The sequence below is a fragment of the Erysipelothrix tonsillarum DSM 14972 genome, from assembly GCF_000373785.1.
GTDB classification, from domain to species: Bacteria; Bacillota_I; Bacilli_A; order Erysipelotrichales; family Erysipelotrichaceae; genus Erysipelothrix; species Erysipelothrix tonsillarum.
The window spans coordinates 199,108-221,701 of record NZ_KB892379.1; the positions used below are offsets into that span (position 1 = coordinate 199,108).

Annotated in this window: 17 protein-coding genes; 9 read left to right on the plus strand and 8 right to left on the minus strand. The window is 37.1% G+C overall.

Going from position 1 to position 22,594, the window contains the following annotated elements:
* Positions 1-136 precede the first annotated feature (136 nt).
* From B096_RS0106670 to B096_RS0106680, 3 genes are read left to right on the plus strand one after another with little or no spacing between them, the layout of a single operon-like run.
* Complete coding sequence (locus B096_RS0106670) at positions 137-1,414, plus strand: PTS sugar transporter subunit IIC (protein WP_018579970.1); 1,278 nt, start codon at positions 137-139, stop codon at positions 1,412-1,414.
* 23 nt (positions 1,415-1,437) lie between these two features.
* Entirely contained in the window at positions 1,438-2,337 is a 900-nt protein-coding gene (locus B096_RS0106675) for a DUF7916 family protein (protein ID WP_026254146.1), read from the plus strand.
* A gap of 24 nt (positions 2,338-2,361) precedes the next feature.
* Entirely contained in the window at positions 2,362-4,494 is a 2,133-nt protein-coding gene (locus tag B096_RS0106680) for a family 16 glycosylhydrolase (RefSeq protein ID WP_018579972.1), read from the plus strand.
* 115 nt (positions 4,495-4,609) lie between these two features.
* Here the strand turns inward: B096_RS0106680 and B096_RS0106685 are convergent, their stop codons facing one another.
* The 8 genes from B096_RS0106685 to B096_RS0106720 form a co-directional block, all read right to left on the minus strand.
* Complete coding sequence (locus B096_RS0106685) at positions 4,610-5,737, minus strand: aminotransferase (RefSeq protein ID WP_018579973.1); 1,128 nt, start codon at positions 5,735-5,737, stop codon at positions 4,610-4,612.
* Entirely contained in the window at positions 5,737-6,792 is a 1,056-nt protein-coding gene (locus B096_RS0106690) for an ornithine cyclodeaminase family protein (protein WP_018579974.1), read from the minus strand. Before B096_RS0106690 ends, B096_RS0106685 begins: the two co-directional genes overlap by 1 nt.
* Positions 6,793-6,871: 79 nt before the next feature.
* Positions 6,872-7,993 carry a PucR family transcriptional regulator gene (locus B096_RS0106695; protein WP_018579975.1) on the minus strand — a complete coding sequence of 374 codons (1,122 nt, stop codon included), beginning with the start codon at positions 7,991-7,993 and terminating at the stop codon, positions 6,872-6,874.
* A 17-nt stretch (positions 7,994-8,010) separates the two neighbouring features.
* The gene (locus B096_RS0106700) at positions 8,011-8,793 is read right to left on the minus strand and encodes a response regulator transcription factor (RefSeq protein WP_018579976.1); all 783 of its coding nucleotides are present in this window, start codon (positions 8,791-8,793) and stop codon (positions 8,011-8,013) included.
* A complete protein-coding gene (locus B096_RS0106705; protein WP_018579977.1) occupies positions 8,771-10,462 on the minus strand; it encodes a sensor histidine kinase in 1,692 nt (563 codons plus the stop codon). The genes B096_RS0106700 and B096_RS0106705 overlap by 23 nt, the downstream gene beginning before the upstream one ends.
* A gap of 57 nt (positions 10,463-10,519) precedes the next feature.
* A complete protein-coding gene (locus B096_RS0106710; protein ID WP_018579978.1) occupies positions 10,520-12,175 on the minus strand; it encodes an ABC transporter permease in 1,656 nt (551 codons plus the stop codon).
* Positions 12,168-13,277 carry an ABC transporter ATP-binding protein gene (locus tag B096_RS0106715; RefSeq protein WP_018579979.1) on the minus strand — a complete coding sequence of 370 codons (1,110 nt, stop codon included), beginning with the start codon at positions 13,275-13,277 and terminating at the stop codon, positions 12,168-12,170. The genes B096_RS0106710 and B096_RS0106715 overlap by 8 nt, the downstream gene beginning before the upstream one ends.
* Positions 13,278-13,301: 24 nt before the next feature.
* Entirely contained in the window at positions 13,302-14,318 is a 1,017-nt protein-coding gene (locus B096_RS0106720; RefSeq protein WP_018579980.1) for an ABC transporter substrate-binding protein, read from the minus strand.
* A gap of 204 nt (positions 14,319-14,522) precedes the next feature.
* Here B096_RS0106720 and B096_RS0106725 point away from each other — a divergent pair, with 204 nt between their 5' ends.
* From B096_RS0106725 to B096_RS0106750, 6 genes are all read left to right on the plus strand, one after another.
* On the plus strand, positions 14,523-16,088 hold the full coding sequence (locus tag B096_RS0106725; RefSeq protein WP_018579981.1) for a PTS transporter subunit EIIC: 1,566 nt from the start codon (positions 14,523-14,525) through the stop codon (positions 16,086-16,088).
* Between the two features lie 137 nt (positions 16,089-16,225).
* A complete protein-coding gene (locus B096_RS0106730; RefSeq protein WP_018579982.1) occupies positions 16,226-17,620 on the plus strand; it encodes a family 20 glycosylhydrolase in 1,395 nt (464 codons plus the stop codon).
* A complete protein-coding gene (locus B096_RS0106735; RefSeq protein ID WP_244264580.1) occupies positions 17,617-18,849 on the plus strand; it encodes a family 20 glycosylhydrolase in 1,233 nt (410 codons plus the stop codon). The genes B096_RS0106730 and B096_RS0106735 overlap by 4 nt, the downstream gene beginning before the upstream one ends.
* Before the next feature lie 355 nt (positions 18,850-19,204).
* Complete coding sequence (locus B096_RS0106740; protein ID WP_244264581.1) at positions 19,205-20,143, plus strand: ABC transporter permease; 939 nt, start codon at positions 19,205-19,207, stop codon at positions 20,141-20,143.
* 8 nt (positions 20,144-20,151) lie between these two features.
* Positions 20,152-21,063 carry a carbohydrate ABC transporter permease gene (locus B096_RS0106745; protein WP_018579985.1) on the plus strand — a complete coding sequence of 304 codons (912 nt, stop codon included), beginning with the start codon at positions 20,152-20,154 and terminating at the stop codon, positions 21,061-21,063.
* A 53-nt stretch (positions 21,064-21,116) separates the two neighbouring features.
* On the plus strand, positions 21,117-22,568 hold the full coding sequence (locus B096_RS0106750; RefSeq protein WP_018579986.1) for an ABC transporter substrate-binding protein: 1,452 nt from the start codon (positions 21,117-21,119) through the stop codon (positions 22,566-22,568).
* Positions 22,569-22,594 lie beyond the last annotated feature (26 nt).

Below are 22,594 nucleotides of genomic sequence, written 5' to 3' on the forward strand. Positions count from 1 at the left end.
AAAATGTAAGGCTTTACATTACAGCGGAAGTGGTCTATAGTGTAGGTAGTTGGTAATATAAAATAATTAATTATCGAGATATTGCGCACATTCTTAACCTAATTGTTCTATATTATAACCAAAAGAGGAGGATATTATGAATAAAATAGGAGAGTTTTTAGAAGAAAAAGTTTTACCAGTTGCTGCAAAGCTATCTAGTAATAAATTTTTAATTGCGATTCGTGATGGTATTACACTTTCAATGCCATTAATCATTATCGGTTCTATTTTTATGGTTATTGCAAGTTTCCCAGTACCGGGATGGGAAGCATGGTTAGGGGATATTGGTGTTGCTGGATACCTTTGGAAAGGTGTTGACAGTAGCTTTGGTTTAGTAGGATTAATTTCTGCATTTGGGATTGCTTATAGTATCGCAGATCAACATGATACAGATGGAATCTCAGCCGGAATTATTGCCTTATCCGCATTTATTGTTGTCACACCATTTGTTAAAGGGGAAACAGGTGCGGGACTCACAATCGGATTGATCGGTGCACGCGGACTCTTTGTCGCTATCATACTTGCATTAATCAGTGGGCTTATCTATCAATGGTTTATTAATCATAAAATCGAAATTAAAATGCCCGATACGGTGCCACCGGCAGTTGCTAAAAGTTTCAGTGCAATTATTCCAGGTGCCGTTATTATCACAATGTGGTTAACGATCTTTGGATTACTTGATAAATTTGGTTTACCAAACTTACATGATATTGCAGCCGTTGTTCTTGGAAAACCGTTTGGATTATTAGGAAATAATATTTTCGGAACCTTAATAGTTGTCGCATTTAACAGTATTTTCTGGTTCTTAGGAATTCATGGTGGACATGTTGTTAACTCAATTATGAAGCCAATTTGGATTACAAACTTAGATGCAAACCGTGTTGCATACCAAGCTGGTGAAACATTGCAACATATTATTACGGAACCATTTATGGATAACTTTGTATACATCGGTGGTGGTGGAGCTACCATTGGTCTAGTCCTTGCAATTGCATACTACGCACGTAAGAAAAATACAAGTTTACGCACTAAAGCACTTGCTCCAATTACCGTTGTACCTGGACTCTTTAACATCAATGAACCTACAATGTTTGGTATTCCAGTCGTTCTTAACTTACTACTTCTTGTACCATTTATTCTAGCACCAATGGTTAATGCGTTAATTACATACTTTGCCATGGCTTCAGGTCTTGTTCCATTAACACGTACTGTTGCAACATGGACAATGCCACCCGTAATCAGTGGTTTCTTAACAACAGGTAGTGTACGTGGATCGCTCTTACAAATTATCCTTATCGCTATCGATATCCTGTTATACTTACCATTCTTTGCAATGGTTGAAAAAGGATTCAAAGCAGAAGAAACGGCAGAATAGTAATATATTATAGAAAGTGTGACATAATGAAACGATTAATTAGTGCAAATACCAGTGATATTTTAGATATGACTGCTGAAGAACTTAAACAAAGTATTAAAGCGAGTGAGGGACGCGTAGTTTTATCGGAAAACTACGCAGCTCGCGAAAGCTTTGTAGGGGATATTAGTAACTCTGAGATTGCGCGTGCATGTGGTGCAGATTTAATTTTACTCAATGGGGTTGATGTGTTTAATCCGGATTTATTTGCAATCGAATGTAAAGAAAAAAACTTTGTAGATGAACTCCATAGGTTGGTTGGTGTACCGATAGGTGTTAACCTTGAACCTATCGATCAAAATGCGGAAATGACAGAATCACGTTTTGAAATAACTTTAGGACGTCAAGCTACGGTTGAAACGATTCAAGAAATTGAGCGTTTGAATTTTGATTTTGTTTGCTTTACCGGAAACCCTGGAACAGGCGTTACCAATGAAGCAATTGCATCAACCATTTCGCTTGCGAAAGAAATGTTTTCAGGTCTGATTATTGCGGGAAAAATGCATGGAGCCGGAGTTGTCGGCCCAATTATTGATTTGGAAACGGTCGAAATATTTATCAATGCAGGTGCCGATATTATTCTCGTCCCAGCTGTTGGAACTGTTCCAGGCTTTGATGCTGAGGCTTTGAAAGCAATCGTGCAATTTGCACATGAACGCGATACTTTGGTTATGAGCGCTATTGGTACCAGTCAAGAAGGATCGACACCGGAAATAATTGCGCAAATTTCAATTCAAAATAAAATTTGCGGCGTGGATATCCATCATATTGGTGATGCTGGGTATGCTGGTCTTGCTCCCGTAGAAAATATCTTTGCAATCGGGCAAGCGATTCGTGGAATACGACACACCCTCTCATCATGTGCCCGTTCAGTAAATCGTTAAAAAACATTTATAAAGGAGCTTAAAATGCGTAAAGGTTTAAACACTATCGTTACAGTATTGATGGTATTAGCTTTATCCATGACGTCTATTTCAGCACTTGAAAAAGATGTTGTGAATGTTATAAAAGATGGGGATTTTGAACAAGGGGGTACTGCTTGGACCCTGCGTAATAAAGGAGAAGTCCAAAATAAAATAACTTATGATGGTAACTATGCAGGGGTAGTACCAAATACTGCAATTTCCGGAAACTTTGCGAATGGATTTATAGGTCAAGTAATCAAACTTGAACCCAATACGAAATACCATGTTAGTGCTTATGCAAAAGTTGATGTTAAAGGTGCGGATGCCATTTTTACTGGTAGATTTTGGTCTAATAACGAACAAGGTGCTGTGATTACTTTGGATAATGGACAAACCGTTGATCAAGCAGTTACATCGACAGAATGGCAAAAAGTTAGTTATACATTTAATTCAGGAACCCACGAAGAGGCGTTAATTCAACTTGTTAAGTGGTCTGAAAAGGAAGAAACAAAACAATCAAATGCTTATATTGATCAGGTTTTGGTAACGAGAGAGACTCTGCCTCAAGCAGATCAACCTAAACAAGTTTTTACAGAAGTTTGGCGTGATGATTTCGATCAAGAAACGTTAAACATGAAGGACTGGGATTATGAATTGGGGTCAATACGAGGCATCGAACAACAACACTATGTAAACAATCCTGAGAATGTTTTCATACGTGATGGGAATCTTGTCTTACGTGCAACAGATCGTGATGTTGATGACCAATACCTTCATCCACGCGATGCATCTCGAAATGTTATCTATAATTCAGGAAGCATCCGAACTCATGGGAAACGTGAATTCTTATACGGTAAGCTTGAAATTCGTGCTAAACTTCCAAAAGGAAGGGGCGCTTTCCCTGCTTTTTGGACCTTGGGTGCGGATTTTACGTTAGATGGTAAAATTAAATCAGAACAAGGTCGTGGATGGCCAAGTACCGGTGAAATTGATATTATGGAATTAATCGGTGAAGATCGTGATGGGACCCATGGCAACCGTACTGTTTACCAAACAGTACATTACGGACCAACTGAAGATCATGTTGGTCGCTTCTCTGGAAACGGAACGGCTCACACCATTCCTCAAGGTAATTTTAATGATGAATTTCATACCTTTGCGTTGAATTGGACTGAAGATGCATTGGAATGGTTTGTAGACGATGAAATCGTTCGTACTGTACCTTATGGTCAAGATCCAATTGCTAAAGAAATCTTTAATAAGCCACAATACATTCAACTTAATCTCGCAATGGGTGGGGCTTGGCCAGGACCTGTTGGTGAAAATCTTTCGGGTACGGAATTTGTGATTGATTCGGTATCCTATCAACAAACTGAAGCGCAAGCACAAGCTGCACAAGTTTATTATGCAAGAGCACCGAAACTTGATGGTGTGAAACCTCTATCGATGATGCAAGGCGGCAGCTTAAATCCTCTTGAAGGGATTACAACGATTGAAGGTTATGATTTGGACTTCTCGATAGAGGATACGCCGATGTTTAATCCAAGTGGTGGTAATTCAAATGTGAGATTGCTTGTTCAAGGTATGGATGAAGCTGCCTTAATATCCGAATTACCTGAGGGAACGTATAATATACATTATAGCGCAACGCCTCAAGGTATTGATTTAACTCAAGATATGAGTACACCGGTTGCACGTCAAGCAACAACACTTCTGATTTCGAAACAAGTATTTCCGGATGCGTATAAACTTAAAATTGAAAAAGGACAAGCTTTAGCCTCTCTAGCTTTACCAACAGGATGGACATGGAAGACACCCGAAACACTTGTTCAAGAAGCAGGAATGTTTACAGTAATATTTGGAGTTCATCAGGATGAACACAGTGTTCCGGTTACAATTCAAGAAGCGGTGGGAACACCGATTGAAGTGGGTGCGCCTTCAAAAGTACTTAGTGAGAAGAAAATAAAAGAAATTAACCAAAAAGAAATGAATCAAAAAGAAATGAATCAAAAAGAAAAAACATTACCAAATACAGGGCAGTACACATCGAGCTTCGCAATGGTGTCTGCGCTTTTACTAACATGTATTGGATATGTCATTATGAGATTGAATAAAGAATCAAAAGAAAACGAATAAATAAGGAACTATTGAAAGGCTGTTGACACATGTTGACAGCCTTTTTTATAGCGCGGACGGCTAAATTAAAAAAAGAGCTAATAAACTGTAAGTTCATCAACACTTTCTAAAATAATTATTTTGCTAAACACGTTTTCGTGTATGCAGAGATGATTTCAAGTCCTTTTTTAAGAGCTTCTGTTTCATATGCATAACCAACTCGAATATATCCTTCCATATCCATAGCACTACCTGGTAACACTAAAACGCCTGTATCGTTTAGAAGGTTTACACAGAAGTCATGGGAAGGAAGATCGAAGTTCATTTTAATAAAAGCTGTGGTGCCTCCCTTAGGTGGAATGATATCATAGTTATCATCATGTGCTACCCAGTCCGTCAAAATCTTTACATTTTCACGTACGATTTTTAAATTTCGTTCAAAAATCAGAGATTTATTTTGAAGGGCAAGGGTTGCAAAGTAATCATCAATGACACCACAACTAATCGTGTCATAGTCCCGGTGGATTAACACTTCTTGAATTACTGCATCCGGTGCAGCGATCCAGCCCAGGCGTATTCCTGCTAAACTAAACGTTTTGGACATACTGGAGGTACTGATGCCTTTATCATATAGATCAATAATTGAAGTGGTAAGATTATTTCCTTCATGTGTTAAACCGCGATAAACCTCATCACAAAGGATATAACTTCCGTAGGGTTTCACAATATCCACGATGGCTTGAAGGTATGTTTCATCCATCACGGCACCAGTAGGATTATTGGGATTGTTGATGCACACAAGTTTAATGTTCGGGTTCATCATCGTTTTCAATACATCAAGATTGGGGAGGAATTTGTCCTCATAGGTTAAAGGCAATAAGTGCACGGTTGCGCCAATTGACTCAGGAATTGAATAAAGTTGTTGGTAAGTTGGGATGACACTAATAATCTCATCTCCGGGTTCCACAATCGCATTAAGCACCATATTATTAGCACCAATTGCTCCATGAGTAGGAACAATATTATGAATGGAAAGATTATTATAGAGCGATGCGATTCCTTCGAGAAGAGCTTGACTGCCTTCTATATCACCATAACTCAGCCGTTTTTCGAGTAAGGTTTGAATCATGGCTTCTTTATCTCCTAAGAAATCAAGGAATTCTTCAACATAGAAGGACGAAACACACGTTTCTGCTAGATTGTAAACGGCTTGTGTTTCATACTTGTTCATATAAATTTCCACTCCAAAGTCTTTTATTTTCATTAAATATCTCCTTTTTGACCGACGTTCATCAACTCGGCTTGTTCCAATGCAGTAGTTGCAACGATAAGATCTTGAAGGGCAATACCGGTTGAATCAAAGACGGTGATGTCGTCATGAGATTGACGTCCTAAGACATCGCCTGCTATGACCGCACCGATTTCAGTTGTTACGTCTTCTTTTTTGAGAATGTTTTCTTTTAATGCAGTTTCAATTTCACCGACATTCAAGGCTTGTCCAATATCATCAACAACAAGGGTACATGCCCCAAAAATCGTTTCGTCGATTTCTTGTTTTCCCGACATATCCGAACCCATACAGCTGAAGTGGGTTCCTTTTTGTACCCATTCTTTTTGGATCAGTGCCTTACGAGAAGGTGTTGCAGTTACAATAATGTGAGCGGAGCGAACGGCTTGTTCGAGATTATCGATTGGTGTAAAGGTTACATCAAAACGTTCTTGAAGTAATTTATAATTTGCGGAATTAAAGTCATATTTACTGAGAAATTCAGTGTTGAGAATATCAGAAATTGAAGATACAAATGCATCGGCATGTTCAAGCCCCATTGGATCATAGACCATGATTTCTTCGAGTTGTGGAAGCGATGCGAGATGGGCGGCAACTTGGTAACGTGATTGGTGTCCCGTACCGACCAATAAGAGCTTGGTAGCATCCTTATTTGCAAGGTGCTTGGAACCAATTGCTCCAGCAGCACCAGTACGAATCCCCGTAATGTAATCGCCATTTACGATTCCTTTGAGCATTCCAGTTTCAAGATCATAAAGTGAAATGATTCCGGTAAGAGTTGGTAATCCCTTTGCGGCATTATCTCCAAACCAAGCAACCATTTTTGAACCAAAGACATGTCGTTCAGTAAGTGTGCCAGATTTAATATCCATATCGGCCACACCCGGATTAAATTCATGGAAAATCATTGGCATCAATGTGCCACTTCCGTGATGCTTCATCAAATAGACTTGTTCGATATCATTAATTACAGAGAGAAGATCCACAACATGTTGTGTATGTTCTCTACTAAGAATTGTAAATTTTGTCATAATACACCTCTTTCTAGTTGCATTATAACAAAATCTCTTTTGAATAAATTTCAAGATATCCTGGATATTTTTGGATAAATTATAATCCAAGCTGTTTCAATTGAAGATAATTAAAGCTAATAGAAATCAGTGTTTGAAAATCGTGGTTTGAAAGGTCCGGATACATATCTTGATGGAATTTATGAATACGATAGCGAATTGTATTTGCGTGTTGATGAAGCTTGACTGCAGTTTTTTCAATGCTAAACTCAGCGTTAAAATAGGTTTTTAAGGTTAGTGCGTATTCTGTATTTAAGTCAAAATCGTGTTGGTTTAATGAATCAATAAAATTTTGTGCAACAACACTGACAATCGGGTCGTGGGTAATGTGCGTGTACAAACGATTAAGGGGCATATTCTTAAATGATGTAATGGGTTGTTCCCCCACCATACAAGCATAATAAGCTTCACGTATTGTATGCTGTAACCCAGAACAACTTAAAGTTCCTTGTGCACTTCCGATTTTTAAAGGGTGTTCATACTCCAATTGTTGTAAGATTTTTTGTAACGTTTTTAAAAATACATTTTCACTTAGGTGATCATAGGTCATAATACAAAGCAAACCCGTTTTAAAATAACTAAAATAGGCTTCTTTAATGTTACGTATTTTTTTTATAATGCGGTGTTCCTGCTGTGGTTCGATATGATCTAGATACAAAATGCTTACGCAGCCTTCACCTTTGAGTTTAAGCTCTTGGTAGAGTTTTAGAGCTTGCTCATAACTTTTTGTTTCGATAAATTGTTCCAATGTGTATTGTGAACTTGAAATTAAAGCATTGTTCTGCAGTAATTCACGAATCGAAAAGATGATATCTTCCATATAGATAGACTTATCGTGAAAAAGTACGGGAAAGTGATGTTGCTCACAAAAACGTTGTGTATCCGGTCGTAAGGAATCAAAGTATACTGATTTAATAGCCAGACATCCGACTTTCTTTTCCGCCATTATACGAATTATTTGATCCAATTTGTCATAATCGTCCTTAGCAAAATAGGCACTGGTTAGAATAAAGTCACCTTCAAAGAAATCATCTGTTTGGTCTAAATCAAATTCGTAGTCGAAAATACCAACGGAAGTGATGATGTTATTATCCGCGTGACTATGTAGCGAAGTTGTGCGAAAACAGTCTAGCTGTAAAATATCTTTTACGGTTATTCCCATATTGAAAACCTCCTGGTTTACAAAATTCTTTTTGAGTGACGCAAATAGTGCGTTTCTACAATTTTAGGGGGCACCCCGACAATCTTTTTAAATACAGAATTAAAATATTTATAATCGCTAAATCCGGTCATTTCTGATATTTCATAGAGATGATATTGGAGTGTTTTAATGTAGTCAATCGCTCGCTGGATTCGATATTTATTAAGGTATTCATTAAAACTACATCCTAATTCACGTTGAAAGCGATTGTTAAGCGAGGTTGTGCTTTTGTTTGTAAGTGCAACTAAGTCTTGCAATACTATTTTGGAATTAATATTATCTTTAATATAAACGAGACATTGATTAAGACTCATGGAGTCTACAGGTTGGTAAATATTTAAAACATCAAATTGATCATCTTGATTTGCACTAATCGTAGTAAACGCTTGTCGTATCGATAAGTCCTTTTTAGCGTGGATAATTGCTTGAACTAACTTTTGATGGTCTACAGGTTTTAAAACATACTCACTGACACCAAATGCAATTGCTTTTTGCGCATATTCAAATTCTGAATATCCGCTAACAACGATAATACTATAAGTATCTTTGGGCAGCAATTCGAGTAATTCTATACCATCCATTATCGGCATATTTATATCAAGAATAATAATTTGGGGGCTTAATTTTTCAATTAATTTTAGGCCTTCTTGACCGTTTGAGGCTTCTCCAACAACTTCACAGTCTAGATGAGCCCAATCGACGGAGGCAATTAATCCTTTACGAATGATTGCTTCATCTTCAATCACGCAAACTCTTATCATATAATTCTCCTTTCGGTATCACCAATCTAATTTTTGTTCCCAATAGACTGCTTTCGATATTAAGGTGACTTCCTGGTCCATAAATGAGATGGAGCCGCTTGATAATGCTTCGAATACCGTATGAATTACCATCCATTTGTGGGTTTTCTTTCATCGCAACAATTTGGTTAAGGGTTGTTGCTTCAAGGCCACTTCCGTTATCATTTACATCAAGATAAATATTTGATTCATCTTGGGAACCTATAATTGAGACTTTAAGATAACCTTTATCCTTATAGCCATGTTTAATAGAGTTTTCAATGAGCGGCTGAATTAAAAGTTTAGGAATCCGTAAATTATTAATTTCAGCATCAATTTCTATATCGTAATCAAACCGCTCCATCAATCGAATCTTATTGATTTCTAAGTAGCGCTCTACATATAAAATATCATCACCAAGCTGAACATAATTATCGTGATCATCAATACTATAACGCAATAAGTTTGTAATATTTAGAATCAACTTTTGAGCTGTATTTGGGTCGTAATCAATTAAGTAACGGATTGTTTCAAGTGAATTATAGAGAAAGTGAGGGTTGAATTGGGCCTCAAGTTGTTTAATCTGAGCTTTGTTTTTCAGGTCGGTAAGTTCACGATTATCTTCAAATGCCACGTTGAGCCGCTGAGCCATAATATTAAATGCATCCCCAAGTAATTCAAATTCATCGTTGGTGTTAATTTCTACCTGATAACTTAAATCACCATCAATTAGCTTTTCAATACCATTCATCAAAATTTCAATGGATGCACTGGATTCTCTACCTACACGTTGTGCAACTGTTTTGTTAGCCCGATTCATAAAGATTCCGGTCGCTATCATAAAAATGATGAGCAAACTATAGTTTTTAAGGAAGGAGTCGTGTGGTGAAATCGTGTGAATCCATAAATTATTCTGAAGTAAAGACCTTGACCGAACTCGGTATGGCGTTTCGTTGAGAAGAATATTTCGTTCTCTACTTGGATTAAAACGGGAAATTGAGCCAATAAATTTTGGCGACGTTGTGGCGACAACATACCCAAATTGATCCGTCACAACAATGTTAGGAACTGTTTTGTGTTGAAGGAGTATATCAAACGAATCGGGATCAACATAATATAACACATGAAATGTGCGATCGTTCTGGTCCACGATATCACGTCCAAAAACGAGCGTATGATGCGCTTGCGAAAGGACCGGAATCTGTGTTGTTGATAGGGTCAAATGTTCTTGATTTAGTCGAGAAGTGTAGATTTGATTAAATGTTCGTTGATATTCCGAAACATACATTGAAGGTAAGGTGATAAAAACGGGTTTTAAGTCAGAATCTAAAATGGCCATTTGTAAGGACAGACTGGTAGCATTCGCACTTTTATAGTAGTTTTCGTATAAAACGGATTGTTCTGGGATAAAATTGGAACTTTTCGCTAAAACTTGGATTTCATCAATGTGTTCATTGAGGGTGCTTTCTAATACAGTTATCTGTTTTTCGATTTCTTTTTGTGCACGTGAACTCATGAATATATTTCGAAATGCATATTCATAGGAAAAAAAACAAACGAGTACCAGTACCATGATAAGAAAAGGAATATGGCCATATTTTATAAACGTCTGTTTAATTTTATCTTCAAATGTGTTTATTTGTCGTTTCATATACTAATTATAAACGAAAAGAAGGTCGTTAAACCTTCCTTTCATAACATGTATTATCTACATGGTTACATCCTTTCCTTTTGATAGTTTCATAAAGATGAGAAGCGAAATAATTGTGAGCGTAGATAGAATTGCAGAGAGTGCAGCAGCAACACCGTAGTTACCACGAATAACTTGTGTATAAATGGATACGGTTAGGGTTGCGGTGCGACCTGTGTAAAGAATAATTGCTGTGGATAATTCAGAAATCATCGTTACCCAGGAAAGAATTGCTCCGGAAATAACGCCATTTTTCATCATTGGCATCGTAACTTTAAAGAAGGTTTTAACGTTGCTGGAACCAAGTGAAATCGCAGCCTCTTCGACGCTTACAGAGATTTGAGAGAGAATTGCGACTGATGATCTAATGGTATAGGGCAGACGCCGTACAACTAAAGCAACAATCATGATTAACATTGTACTTGCAATTTTAATAGGTTTGTGTGAAAACGTTGTTAACAGTGCAATCCCTAAAACTGTACCCGGAATAATATAAGGAATCATGGTCACTGTATCCAGTGCTGCCGTCATTGCATTTTTACGACGGACTGCAATATAGGCGATGATAACAGCGAGAATAATAACGATAACGAGCGAAATACCAGGAATAACAAAGGTATTTCGAATACTATTACCCAGTTTAGAGAATGCGGTACGATAGCTGTCTAATGAATAGCCATCCACAAAGATTAAACCAGAAGTCTTGAGGAATGATGTGTAAAATACATACAGTTGCGGCATAAATGCTAAGCCAACAAAACCATAAACAAAAAGATGCACAAAGAAACTTTGAAGTGGTTTAAGCTTTTTAGGTTCTACTGAATGAAGTGCACTCATGGAGAATTGATTACGGTTTGATAACCAGCGTTGAACGAGGAAGAATACTGTTGTTAATGCGATTGCAATCATACTGATTGCGGCAGCAAAACCAGCATCTCCACCCACTTCACTGATAAATTCATCAAAGATGAGTCGTGGGAAGGTACGATATCCTTCACCAATTAACATTGGCGTCCCAAAATCAGCAAATGCACGCATGAATACTAATAGGGCACAAGCATAGATCGTGGGTTTAATGAGTGGCAGAATAACTTTGAAGAAACGTTTTACACCTGTAATTCCCATGCTTTCAGAAGCTTCAATAAGGGTATTGTCAATACTCTTTAAAGCACCGGATATGTATAAATAAACAAGTGGGAAGAGCTGCAGTGTTAATACAAGGAGTATTCCACCGAATCCATAGATATCCGGAAGGGCAATCCCAATTGTATTTGCAAAAAACTTAGTAATTAGACCATTACGTCCAAGAAGTAAAATCCATGAATAAGCTCCGATAAAAGGTGCTGACATCGAACATAAGATAATGATGATATGGATAAACTTTTTACCGCGCACCTTATACATCGTTAGAAAGTATGCAAGTGGCACACCGATAACAAGTGTAAGGATTGTTGCTACGATAGTTACTTTAAAACTGTTTGTAATGGTTTGAAGGTAATAACCTTGTCCAAAAAACTTAGCAAAATGTTGCGTTGTAAACCCACCTAATGCAGGGTCATAGATTGCTTTGACAAGAAGATTACCAATAGGATATAAGAAGAATATTAAGTATAAAGCGAAGATAAATAACGTTGATCCTTTCCAAAAATCGAATTTTTTGAAATAATTAATCATTATCGTTTACCACACCTTTAATGAGGTTACGTGATCCGTCTTCCGTAAAGATATTAATTTTACCAATCTTAACATCGAGAGAAACGACTTCTCCTTCCTCGTAAAGATGATTAATTGCTGATTCTTCAACAATATCTACACTTTGACCGTTCTCTAAGAGAACTGAGTAGTGAGTATTTAGACCTAAGAAAATAGTTGTTTTAATGGTACCTTTTAGGAAACTTCGATCTTTGGAAATGACAAATTCTTCAGGTCTAATAGATACTTGTACAGATTGCGGGGTAATATTGTCTACAAAGTTGTTTGTATCCATTGGAATTACATCACCTGTATCTAACTGTAGGTTTACTTTGTTATCTTCTTTTGTGATGTGTCCGTTTAAGATATTTGAGCGACCGATAAAGGTTGCAACAAATATATTTGCAGGACGTTGGTAGATATTTTGAGGTGTACCGATATGTTGTATATCGCCACCTTCCATTACAGCAATACGATCTGAAACAGACATTGCTTCTTCCTGATCATGAGTAACATATACGGTAGTGATATTAACAGATTGTTGAATCTCTTTAATTGCGGTTCGCATATCAATCCGTAATTTAGCATCTAAGTTACTTAATGGCTCATCCATAAGCAATACATCCGGTTCAATAACGATTGCGCGCGCTAATGCGACACGTTGTTGTTGTCCACCTGATAATTTTTCAGGCATACGATCTTTATATTCTTCGATTTGCATTGTTTTTAACATTTTATTAACAGCTTTATCAATTGTTTGAGAATCAAGTTTTCTATTTTTTAATCCAAATGCAACATTTTCATAAACCGTTAAATGCGGGAAAATCGCATAGTTCTGAAATACCATTCCAATATTACGGTTAGCAGGGGGCATATCATTAATGATTTTGTCGTTGAAGGCAAAGGTACCACCTTCAATGGTATTGAACCCTGCAATCATTCTTAATAACGTTGTCTTTCCACATCCAGATGGACCAAGGAGGGTGAAGAATTCACCCTCCTTGATATCAACTGAAAGGTTGGAAAGAATGGTGTTATCACCATAGCGCTTCACAGCGTTGTTGATTTTAATATTAACACTCATAAGTTGCCTCTTTCTATTTTATGATTATTGTAATTCTGCAAAGAGTTTTGTATAACGTTCTACAATCTCTGCTTTGTGATCAAATACATATTCCATATCTTCGTATTTGAGAGGAATTTGATCGAATGGATCAAGGTGTGACCCAACTTTTGCATCTTTACGTACAGGACGGTTTGTGAGTTCTGAACCAAAGATGTCTTGAACTTCTTGAGATAATAAGAAGTCAATGAACTTTTGAGCGTTTTCTACGTTTTTAGCATCTTTAATAATTGCTGATCCAGCAGGTAAGAATACTGCACCTTCTTTTGGATAAACAATTTCGATGTTTTCAGCACCATCTTGAATTAATTTTGCGACAGGATCTTCGTAAGCAAGCCCAACATGCATTTCGCCATCAGCTACTGATTTGTAAACACCTGATGAACTTGATTGGATTTTACCATCCCATTGTTGAATTAATTTACCTACATAGTCCCAAGCTTTATCGGATTGGTAATCACCATCTCCCATTGATACAAGGATATTTGTAAGTTGTGCGAAAGCACTGGATGAGTTTGCAGGGTCAGCAGTTGCTATTTTTCCTTTTAACTCAGGTTGAAGTAAGTCTTCGTAGCTATCAATTTTAATATCTTTAGTAAGTTCTTTATTCTTAACAAGAACACTACCATCTAATACTGTAAATGTTAGATAACCATCTTTATTTTTATATGCATCGATGATGTTGTCATTTTCTGTTGATACATATTCTTGGAACAAGTCTTTATTTCCAAGATATTGTGTATATGACCCACCGAAGAGCACGTCTCCATAAGGATTGCCTGCTTCCGATTCAATTCGTTTAAAGAGTTCTCCTGTTCCAGCTTGGATCAGTTCTACTTTAACGCCGGTCTTTTCTTCGAAGAGAGGGATTACGGCATTGATAATACCTTCGGAGTTTGTTGTATAAACAACGAGACTGTCACTGTCTCCTCCTTTAGAACCACATCCAACAGCAAGTAATAGTACAAGTAATACTGTAATTACTTTAGAAAATTTTTTCATTTTTCCTCCTGTGATGATTTTAATCATCTTCTGTTATAGTTATATTCTACGATTGTTGTAATCGCTTTCATATCCTAAAATACATAAAAAAAAGCGAAAATCTAACAAATATCGTTCTTAATCTTAATTTATCATTTTTTATCAAAAACATCTTGAAATCCCTTTCTATATTCGATAAAGTATAGACACTCAAGGAGGGGAAAAATGAAAAAGAAAGTTATTGATTTGCTTCAACAATTAGGACGTACCTTTATGTTGCCGATTGCATTGTTACCATTTGCAGGTCTTTTGTTAGGACTTGGTGCAACGTTTACCAATCCGTCATTAATAGAGATGTACAATTTACAAGGTATCCTTGCACAAACAGGTATACTTTATAAAATATTAATGATTATGAAAGCATGTGGGGAGATTGTATTTGCAAACCTTCCGCTGCTTTTCGCGATTGGCGTTGCGTTTGGTATGGCTCGAGAATCTAAGGAGGTTGCTGCACTTGCAGCTGCGATTGCTTATTTAATGATGAATGTCGCTATGGCTTCAACCATTGAACAATTTGGCAACTTAGAGAGTTTGATGCAGACCCCAGGTTTGATCACCCATGTTTTAGGTATTGAAAACACGTTGAATACAGGGGTTTTCGGGGGAATCATTATTGGGGTTATGGTCTCAGTATTGCATAATAAGTTCTATCAAATTGAATTTAATGATGCATTCTCATTTTTCAGCGGAACACGATTTATTCCGATTATTTCATCAGTGTTCGCGATTTTTGTGGGGATTGTATTTGTTTGGATTTGGCCCTATATTGCTTTAGGAATTGCTTCGTTGGGTGTCGCAATTTCTAAAATGGGTTATTTCGGTACTTTTATTTATGGTTTGATTTATCGATCGCTTATTCCACTTGGTCTTCATCATGTATTCTATTTGCCGTTTTGGCAAACAGCGCTTGGTGGAAGTACAATGGTCGCTGGTAATATGGTAGAGGGTGCACAAAACATTGTATTTGCACAATTAGCTGCAGGGATTCCCGTTGATGCGGAATATGCACGCTTCTTCTCGGGAATGTTTCCGTTCATGATTTTTGGTTTCCCAGCAGCCGCGTTAGCAATGTATAAAACAGCTTTACCTGAAAACAAGGCAAAGGTAAAAGGATTGCTTGTTTCGGCTTCCATAACATCCATTGTGACAGGAATTACGGAACCTATTGAATTTTCATTCTTGTTTGCTTCACCATTTCTGTATTTTGGTGTTCATGTAGTTCTTGCTGCTTTCTCATTTATGCTTATGCATATTTTATCCGTAGGTGTTGGACTTACGTTCTCTGGGGGTCTGTTGGACTTTATTTTATACGGTGTTTTGCCTGGTAATGCGATGACACATTGGATTCCGGTGGTCGTGGTAGGGGTTCTTTATGGCTTTATTTATTATTTCGTTTTTAGTTTTGCTATTCGTAAATTCGACCTTAAAACACCTGGACGCGAACGTGGTGGTAACGTAAAACTCTATACAAAAAAAGATCTGCAAGAAACAGATGATATTTCCGCAACCATTATCGATGCGTTAGGTGGCCGGGCTAATATTGTTACGGTTGATAATTGCGCAACACGTTTACGTGTTGAAGTAAAAGACGGTTCTTTAGTTCAAAAAGAAGGTTTCAAAGAAACCGGAGCGGCGGGTTCGCTCATTAGCGGGAATACCGTGCAAGTTATTTATGGTCCGAAAGTTACAAACATTAAGACTAAAATTGATCAATTCTTGAATACAAAGTAAACACATCTTCGGATGTGTTTTTTTTGTAGGCATCAGTAATATTTTTAGGCATTTCAGTACATATTATGGAAGTTCATCATTTGTGGATGACGTATTACCAAAAGCATGGTATTACTATGTCATATAAGGAGGCATTTATGAAATCCTATTCGCAACGGGCAATTATTCCTGAAGTTAAGCAGTATGTCTTAAGTGGTGGTGTATCTACGCTAAAAGAAAAAATACACATTCAAACTCAGCGACTCATTTCAGCAGCAATCGATGACCGACTCATTAAGTTTCATAAAGAACGTGTAAAAACAAAGGATGTCGAAAGTACCACGATACAAATTCTACCGATGAAACATAAAAACATTCGTGGTTCCTACATAATTGTTATTGGTGATTCGATTACAATACACACAAATGACGAAGAAGGATCCCTCTACGCATTCCAGACACTTTTGAAGTATGAACACCGTTACGGCAACCTTGAGAAAGGGGTTATCACTGATTATCCAAGTGTCGAAGAACGGGGATTTCATTTAGATTGCGGCCGTAAATATTTCTCGCCAGAGTGGATCATAAATCTGATTAAAGTCATGTCGTGGCACAACATGAATATGCTTCAACTTCACTTTAGTGAGAATAAAGGATTTCGTCTAGAGTGTACGCTTTATCCTGAAATTGTCAGTGATGTTTTTTTAAATCATCGCGAACTTAAAACAATAATGGATATCGCTGATCGCTATTGTATAGAGATTGTTCCATCGTTTGATAGTCCGGGACATCTAAAACATGTATTAAAAACATATCCGGATTTTGCATTACCAGGTTCAAATGGCGAAGCGTGGGATATTACGAATCCGAATGCGCGTAACATGATCTTCAAGCTATATGATTATTACGCAGCGATATTTCAAAAATCACGGATTTTTAATATTGGAGGTGATGAATTTATTGATTTTGAATCTTTTGATGCATTTCCAAGTCTTACTCGCTATGCACGGGAAGAACTAAATGGAAATAGCGGTTTTGATACATACATTCACTATCTTAACTCGGTTGCAGAACTTCTTGAAACTAAAGGGTTTACCGTTCGTGTATGGAATGATGGTATCGATCGTATCAACCAAAAGCCGATCACTTCACTTAAAGATAGTATCGAAGTATCCTATTGGACGCAATACAATCAATATATGGCACCATTATCTAATTTTGAAGAAAAAGACATTCCACTTATTAATTTTCATGCGGAAAACTTCTACTATGTACTTCATCCAGAAGTTGGTGTGAAATGTATTGATCCAGCGAATTGGTTTGAGTTATGGGAACCTGCGTTATTCGCATCAAATCAACGACTCTCAAAGTTAGAACTTGGGCGGGGTGTCTATTATTCGTTATGGTGTGATGAGCCCGATTTACAAACTGAGGATGCCATCATCAAGGATATCGAATTACCTATGAGTGCAATGGCAGCAAAAGCTTGGCGTAAAGAAAGCACCATGACTTATCCAACATTTTTAAAAATGATACAAAAGGAGCACGTATGATGTATACACACAAATTAATTCAAAAAGCACAAACGCTCTACCCTAATGCAAAGGTAGATACTTCTAAAATTCAATTAAACCACTCGGTTTTAGAACATTATAACTACGACGGGTATCAAGTCCACTATAATGATGATGATCTGATTGTGATTGCATCAAATACAGAACGGGGACATTTTTATGGTCTGCTTGATATCTTTGCGGGTGAGGCAAATCCTCACTTAACAAAAGCAAAAGTTCAAGAACGAGGGTTACATGTTGATTTGGGACGTAAATTCTTTAGCCAATCTTGGTTCTTTGATGTTATCGATATGATGGCCCGTTTTAAACTAAATACTCTTCAAATTCACTTTTCGGAGCATCTTGGTTTTCGTATTGAATCCAAACGGTTTCCACGGATTGTTTCAGAGGAACACTTAAGTCAAGATGCGGTCAAAGCAATCATCAAACACGCCAATGACTATTACATTGATATTATTCCGTCCTTTGATTCTCCGGGTCATCTTCAAGTTGTTTTAGAGGCATATCCAGAATATTTAATGCCAAATACGACCATGGGTCTTGATATTACAAGCAATGCGGCAAGGGATTTTATTAAAGCAATATATGATGAGATGGATACCTTATTTGAAACATCAACGAGTTTTCATATGGGAGCAGATGAGTTTATTGACTTTGGAAAGTATGATCAATTTCCACAATTAGAAGCTTATGCAAAAGAACATTTTGGTCCAGATGCAAAAGGGTTTGATACTTTTGTGGATTATGTCAATGACATTGCGGCTTATCTCCAATCGCGCGGAAAAACAGTCCGTGCATGGAATGATGGTTTATACCGTCTTGATCAGAAACCAACCGTCCGATTGAATCAATCGATTATTATCACCTATTGGACAAGTTGGAATCCGATGATGGCTCCGGTACAGACATTTGTGGACGCAGGGCATAAAGTCGTAAACTATATGGATCAATTACTTTATTTTGTATTGGGGGAAAACGCTGGTTATACTTATCCTACTGAAGTCGAAATTATTCGAGATTTTGAACCGAACCGATTTTCAAACCGCCACGAAAGTTGTCCTGGACCCCACCAACAAGAAGCACCCGCACTTGGGGCAATGTTTTCTATTTGGTGTGATAGACCGGATGCATTAACTTCGGATGCAGTGCGCCATAAAATTGAAGCACCGTTGAAAGCATTTGCGATAAAAAGTTGGGGTCAAAACTAAGAATTATAGATGAAAATCTATAATCTGTTTCTTGTTTGGAGGCGCTTAATTGATTAAACTTAAAGTATCAAGAAACCTACTCATAATATATTCTTGATAATCGAGTACACAAGGTTTAAAGACGGTGTCTCCCGCTTTAGACTTTTCGATCGACATGTTAACGCATTGATATACTGGCTTCCTTCCTGGATGTTGTATTGATAGAATCAATGCGGAAAACATGTTTTTTTTATTGCTTTTGAGAGGAGAGAGAACTATAATTTGTTGATTTAATAGTATATTTTGTGCCTTATATCCCAAGAATGAAAGCGGTACACTTAGTATGTAAATCAACAGCAATACATAGATGTTTGGGGTGAATCAATTGAAAAAAGTATTACGCAATTTAAAGAAAAATGCACCATTTCTGCTCATGGCGTTGCCCGGTGCAGTCTGGATGATCTTCTTTTTCTATATTCCAGTATTAGGAAATGTGGTGGCATTTAAGGAGTTTAGATTTTCTCCGGATGGTTTTTTCGCAAGTCTTTATAACAGTAAATGGGTTGGGTTTCAAAACTTTAAGTTTCTGTTCTCGACCGATAATGCGTATATTATGACACGCAATACAGTCTTATATAACTTAGTTTTTATTATATTAGGAACATTGCTTGCAGTAGTCTTAGCTGTCATTATGAGTATGTTACGATCTAAGAAAAAAATTAAAGTGTTTCAGACAACAATGCTATTTTCGTATTTTATATCTTGGGTCATCATTGGATTCTTTGTTTATTCGTTCTTAAGTCCAGACAAAGGTGCACTCAATAGTATTCTTGCCATGATGGGTAAAGATCCGATTAACTGGTACAATGAACCCAAATATTGGCCATTTATTATTATTGTGATTGGTATTTGGAAAAATATTGGTTACAACAGTATTATTTATTTTGCTTCCATCATGGGGATTGATCCAACGTATTACGAAGCCGCGATTGTGGATGGCGCAAACCGTTGGCAACAAATTCGTCATGTTACGATACCACAAATTATTCCTTTAATTAGTATTATGTTGATCTTAGCGGTAGGGAATATCATCCGGGCCGACTTTGGGTTATTCTACAATGTTACTCGAAATTCGGGACCGCTTAACCAAGTTACGATGGTTATTGATACCTATGTTTATAAAGGTTTATCAGCATCAGGAGATTTGGGGATGTCCTCGGCTGCTGGGTTATACCAATCGGTTGTGGGCTTTGTGATGCTCGTTTCTGCTAATGCGATCATTCGCCGTGTTGATCCTGAATCCGGATTGTTTTAGGAGGGTGTATGAAAAAGAAAAAAATTGAAAAAGTAGAAATTCGAAGTTTTAGTAAGAATACCGATCGATTGTTTAATGTTATTATTGGACTCTTTGCACTATCGTGCATCTTTCCATTTATATTTGTAATTGTCGTATCATTCACAACAGAAACGGCCTTGATGATTAATGGTTATTCCCTCTTTCCCAAAGAGGTGAGTTTGGACGGTTATAAATTTCTATATGATTTTAAAGGGCAACTTTTAAACTCATTTGGTGTAACAGTATTTATTACAGTGGTGGGAACGATTGTTAATACTACGTTCACATCAACGTATGCATATGCGATATCACGACCAAACTTTAAGTATCGGAAGTTTTTTACCAAATTTGCCTTACTAACAATGTTGTTCAGTGCAGGGATGATTCCCAATTACATTGTGATGACCAAATTATTAGGACTCAAGGATACCATTTGGGCACTTATTCTGCCGATGGCTATCAGTCCTTTCAATATTATCGTCATGCGAACATTCTTTAAACGAACAGTTCCAGACGCAATCATTGAATCAGCCCGTATTGATGGCGCAAGTGAATTTCGAATTTTTGTCCAAATTGTATTACCACTTGCGGTTCCGGGAATTGCGACAATCAGCCTCTTTGCTGCATTGGCGTTTTGGAACGACTGGTTTAATGCCCTATTATATATCAACTCTGAAAACTTATTCCCATTACAATACCTACTGATGAAGATTCAATCAAATCTTGATTATATCTCGCAAAACGTAGGGTTATCTGGAATCAATAATGGTATTGGATTACCGAAAGAATCGGCACGTATGGCCATGGTTGTTCTGTCGACATTGCCCATTGCTGTTTCGTACCCATTCTTCCAGAAATACTTTGTTAGTGGTCTAACCATTGGGGGTGTTAAGGAGTAAGAGCGATATAAACAGCTTTGCCTAATTATGATATTTTATAGAGGAGGAACATCATGAAAAAAGGCGTTATTAAAACGTTTACAGTTTTAATAGCTGCATTACTTGTATTAACAGGTTGTGGCAATAAGAAAACTGATAAACCAGAAGGAGAAGTTGTAACTTTACAACTTTATCAAGTGGGAGATGCACCCAAGAATCTTGATGAATTAACTGATGCAATCAATAAGATTTCTGAGGAAGAAATTGGTGTTAAAGTTAAATTTAACTATATTGGCTGGGGAGATTATGAACAAAAAATGTCTGTTATGGTTACAGCGGGTGATGAGTTTGACTTAGCATTTGCGAATAACTATACCATCAATGCACAAAAAGGTGCTTATGCAGATTTAACGGATCTTGTGAAAGAACATGCGCAAGAGTTCTTTGATTCCGTTGACCCAATCTACTACGATGGAAATGTTATTGATGGAAAACTTTATGGATTCCCTATCAACGGGAATGTGTTTGCGCAACAAATGCTTACTTTTAATTCAGATTACTTAAATAAATATAACATTGATGTATCAAACATTAACAGTTATGCAGATGCGGAAGCTGCGCTTCAAACCGTTAAAGATAACGAGCCTGAAGTTGCGCCGTTCGCAATTGGTAGTGGTTATAAAGCAACATTAGGAAACTTTGATTACATCTTAGGTGATAAATTACCATTTGCAATTAACCTTGATGGGGATACAAATAAAATTGTGAATGCTTATGAAACACCCCAAGGAATGGATACCTTAAAACAAATTCACGGACTTTACCAAAAAGGATTAATTCCTCAAGATGCAGCAACATCCACAACGGGTTATGCACTTGAAAGTCCAGTATGGTTTATGCGTCAAGAAACACAAGGACCAGCAGACTATGGCGATTCACTCTTATCGCAAGTAGCTGGTAAGGAAATTATTTCACGACCACTCAATAAACCTTTAAAATCTACAGCTCAAGCACAAATGGGTAACTTTATTGTCGCAATCAACTCAAAACATAAGGTTGAAGCAGTGAAGTGGTTAAACCTACTCAATACCAACGCTCAGATGATGAACACACTGATTTACGGTATTGAGGGCGAAGCATGGAAGAAAATTGATGATAACCACCTTGAATTATTAGATGGTTATAAAGAAGACAATCATATGGCAGCATGGAATACGGGTAACAGTGCCCTTCTACTCCAACAAGCTAAGATTACAGATGAGATGATTGCGAAACGTGCAGAAGACACCAAAAATGCACCCGTATCACCAATCTTAGGGTTTAACTTCAAGACAGATGAAGTTAAAACAGAAATCAGTGCTTTAATGAACGTTATGGAAGAATATTCAGCGGTTATTAATACAGGAACTGTTGATCCAGAAGTGAAAGTTCCAGAATTTGTGGAAAAACTTAAAGCGGCTGGATGGGATAAAGTATTGGAAGAAATGCAATCACAATTTGATGCATTCTTAGCAAGTAAATCGTAAATAAATTGAACAAAGAGCACAAATTG